At 73.2% G+C, this 3,419-nt stretch carries 4 protein-coding genes and 1 pseudogene; 1 reads left to right on the top strand and 4 read right to left on the bottom strand.

Annotated elements, in window-relative coordinates:
- From DW299_RS04885 to DW299_RS04870, 4 genes and pseudogenes are all read right to left on the bottom strand, one after another.
- Window positions 1–247: pseudogene (locus DW299_RS04885) on the bottom strand (aminodeoxychorismate lyase); the annotation flags it as partial.
- 30 nt (window positions 248–277) lie between these two features.
- The gene (menC, locus tag DW299_RS04880) at window positions 278–1,426 is read right to left on the bottom strand and encodes an o-succinylbenzoate synthase (protein ID WP_136035903.1); all 1,149 of its coding nucleotides are present in this window, start codon (window positions 1,424–1,426) and stop codon (window positions 278–280) included.
- Window positions 1,423–2,109, bottom strand: coding sequence for a MurR/RpiR family transcriptional regulator (locus DW299_RS04875; protein ID WP_136030929.1), 687 nt, complete (start codon window positions 2,107–2,109; stop codon window positions 1,423–1,425). Before DW299_RS04875 ends, menC begins: the two co-directional genes overlap by 4 nt.
- On the bottom strand, window positions 2,106–2,888 hold the full coding sequence (locus tag DW299_RS04870) for a GNAT family N-acetyltransferase (RefSeq protein WP_136035902.1): 783 nt from the start codon (window positions 2,886–2,888) through the stop codon (window positions 2,106–2,108). Before DW299_RS04870 ends, DW299_RS04875 begins: the two co-directional genes overlap by 4 nt.
- A 92-nt stretch (window positions 2,889–2,980) precedes the next feature.
- Here DW299_RS04870 and DW299_RS04865 point away from each other — a divergent pair.
- Window positions 2,981–3,419: M20/M25/M40 family metallo-hydrolase (locus tag DW299_RS04865; RefSeq protein ID WP_136035901.1), on the top strand; the 439-nt coding region annotated here is incomplete at its 3' end.

The raw sequence follows: 3,419 nt of genomic DNA, 5'->3' as shown, positions 1-3,419 counted from the left end.
GCCAGCGGTCGAGCGACGGCGCCGGCAGCTCGAGCAGCGCAGCCGACCGTTCCAGCCGGTGCAGGTGCGCCTCCAGCGCCTGGGGCACGCCGTGGCGCACGACCGCGGTCTCGAACACGCCGTCCCCGCGGGTCACCCCCAGGTCGGTGGCGCGGATGATCGGGGTCGCGGGGTCCACCTCGACGACGGCGTCCGCGGGGTCGGTGTCCGGGGACAGCTCCAGCCGGTACAGCAGCAGTGCGCGCATGGGTCCACTCCTCGCAGCGGTCCGGGGCCGTCAGCCGAGCGTGAGGGCGGTGTCGCGCACGTCGGACGCCGCGGAGTCGTACACCCGCGCGGCGTCGCGCTCGATGCGCGCCACCCGCACCTCATGGCCGAGGCCGGGCCCGGTCGGCACCCGCACACGCCCCGCCTGAGCGGTGACGGGCGGCTCGATGATGTCGCTCTCGTAGTACTTGTCCGATCCGGACACGTCGGAGGGCAGCAGGAAGCCGGGCAACGACGACACCGCGACGTTCGCGGCCCTGCCGACGCCGAACTCGTGCATGCCGCCGCACCACACGGGGATGCCGGCGTCGAGCGCGATGTCGTGCGCGGCGCGTGCCACCCCGAGCCCGCCCATCCGCGAGACCTTGATGTTGAGGATGCGCCCGGCGCCCAGACGGATCATGGCGCGCAGGTCGCCGAGCGCCACGACCGACTCGTCCAGGCACACGTCCGTGTCGAGGCGCGCCTGCAGTTCCGCGTGGGCCACCAGTTCGCGGGGGCCGAACGGCTGCTCGATCATGGTGAGCCCCTCGCGGTCGAGGCGCGCGAACACCGCGGCCGCCCCGTCGTCGTCCGGGTAGGCGCCGTTGGCGTCTACGTGGAGGTCGAGGTCGGGGTGGGCGGCGCGCACGGCCCGCACGGGCTCCACGTCCCACCCCGGCGCGATCTTGAGCTTGACCCGCGGGTAGCCGGCCGCGCGCTGCAGCTCGACCTGCGCGAGGAGCTCGTCGATCGACGGTTCGATGCCGAGCGAGACCCCCGCGACCACCTCGTCCCTGGTGCCGCCGAGCGCCGCGGCGAGCGCGATGCCGTGCGTGCGGGCGTACAGGTCCCACACCGCGCCGGAGAATCCCGCCTTGGCGAACTCGTGTCCGCGCACGCGCGACCACGTCGACTCCAGGTCGGCCGGGTCGTCGCCGGTCGCTCCGAGCAGGGCGGGGACCAGGTACCGCGTGGCGATCTCCCACGCGGTCACCGTGGTCTCCGCGCCGAAGTAGGGGTCGCTCGGGGACGCGATCTCCCCCCAGCCGGTGCGCCCGTCCGCGTCGGTGACCTCGACGAGGATGTGCTCGATGCCGGACTTGCGGTGCGAGCTGGTCTCGAAGCTGTGCCGCAGCGGCTGGCGCAGCGTGAACAGGCGGATGCGGTCGATCTTCACGCGCCGCCCTCCTCGCTGCGCGGCCGCGGCTGCTCCGGGCCGTAGAGGCCGAGGCGGGCCACGAGCCGGTCGCGCTCGGCCAGGCGGCGACGCGCACCCTTCGCGCTCGCCGTGGTCAGGGCGCTGAGCAGGTGGCAGACCGCCGCGACCGGGGTCGGTGAGTCGGCGTACGACGCCGACCCGGTGCGCACGCGGATGAGCGACGTGGCGATCGGTGCCAGCGGCGCGTCCTCGCTGTCGGTGATCACGACGAGCTGTCCGCCCGCCTCGTGGAACAGCCGTCCGAGCCGCACGGTCTCCTCGCGGTAGCGCCGCAGGGAGAACGCGATCAGCACGTCGGAGGCGCGCACATCGGTCAGCACGGTGAGCGGCTGCAGTGCGTGCCCGTCCACGAGGAACACGTTGGACAGCGTGGCGGAGAGATCGGCGGTGAGCAGCTGCGCGTACGCGGCGGCCTTGCCCTCGCCCGCGACGTAGCGACGGCGGGCGCCGAGCAGGAGCGCGGCCGCCTGCGGCACCTGCGCCGAGCGGCTGAGCTCCTCGAACGTCTGCGCGAGGGTGCGCTGCTCGGTCTCGATGATGCGCGCCTGGATGCTCTCGGCCGACTGGTTGGTGCGGATGCGCTCGCCGAAGCGGTCGCGCGGTGAGACGAGGTCGCGGTCCTCGTGGTGGTGGTCGCTCATGCCGGGCCCTCCCCTGGTGTCGCGCGGTAGACCGCCGTCTGATCGTCGAGGCGCGTCGCCGCCACCAGGACCTCCCCGCGGTGGAACACCCCGGTCATGCTGCGCTCGAGGTCGCGGCGCAGCGCCTCGCGCTCGGCCGGGCTCAGGCGGCCGGGGTGCACGGGGATTGCGATCCAGGTGCCGTCCGGTGCGGTGACCGCGCGACCCCAGTCGTCCGGCCCGAGCGCCGGGGCGGACGGCGGCGTGGCACGCGGAGACGGCGTGGCGGCGGTGAGGTCCCACGAGACCACGAGCCGGTCGGTGTCGGGGCGCGCGTAGTAGTCGCGCTCGAACGCGATGCCGACGGCGCCGAGCGAGCTGAGGTTGAAGTGCGCGTTGCGCGACAGCAGCGGGTCGAAGGTCCAGCGCATGGTGTGCTGCCCCCACCGGAGGGCGACCGCGCGCTGCGCGAGCTTGAGGGCCTGACCGACGCCGCGGCCCTGCTGGGCGGCCTCGACGGCGGCCGCCTGCGAGTAGTGGAACAGCGTGCCGTCGGTGTCGCACCCGGCGAAGCCGTAGGCGAATCCGATGAGCGCGCCGTCGTCGGCGAAGGCCCCGATCGCCGAACCGCCGTTGCGGGCGAGCGCGGTGAGCAGGTTGGCGTTCAGCGCGTACTCGCTCTCGGTGTAGGCGAACACCCTGGCGTACAGCGCGGCGGCCTCTCGGAACTCGGTGTACTGGGTCAGCTCCCGACAGCCGTAGCCGATGCCCGCGTCAGCGGCCACGGAGAAATGAGGCACGATACGTTTCCTAAGATTGAAGAGTCCTGCTGCTCTGAGCGATGTTATCGGCGGCTTGCACGGGGATCAAGAGGCAGATACGGTTCGTAACTGTGACCACTTCTCCGGCGGCGCAGCGCGCGGACCACTCTTCTGACGACATCATCGCACTCGTGCGCGAGCTCGTGTCGATCGAGTCGCCGAGCCGCGACACCGCCGCCAGCGCCCGCATCGCCGACGTCCTGAGCGCCCGCTTCGAGGCCATCGGCGGCACCGTCCGCCGCGAGCCCACGAGCGCCGGGACCGACCTGGTGATCGACGTGCCGGGCACGGGCGATCCGCTCCTGTTCATCGGGCACACCGACACCGTGTGGCCCGTCGGCGCCCTCGACGGCGAGGTGCCCTGGGTGGAGGACGGCGACGTCGTCCGCGGACCGGGCGCCTACGACATGAAGGCCGGGATCGCGGTGATGCTCGAGGCTCTGCGCACCCTCCAGCCGCTCGCGGTCGAGCGGCGCCGGGCCGTGCGGGTGGTGCTCGTGTGCGACGAGG

Source organism: Microbacterium sp. K35, assembly GCF_004794375.1.
In the GTDB taxonomy this organism is placed as follows: Bacteria; Actinomycetota; Actinomycetes; order Actinomycetales; family Microbacteriaceae; genus Microbacterium; species Microbacterium sufflavum.
The sequence above is the reverse complement of the archived record's forward strand: the minus strand, read 5'-3'. Positions and strand labels throughout refer to the sequence as shown.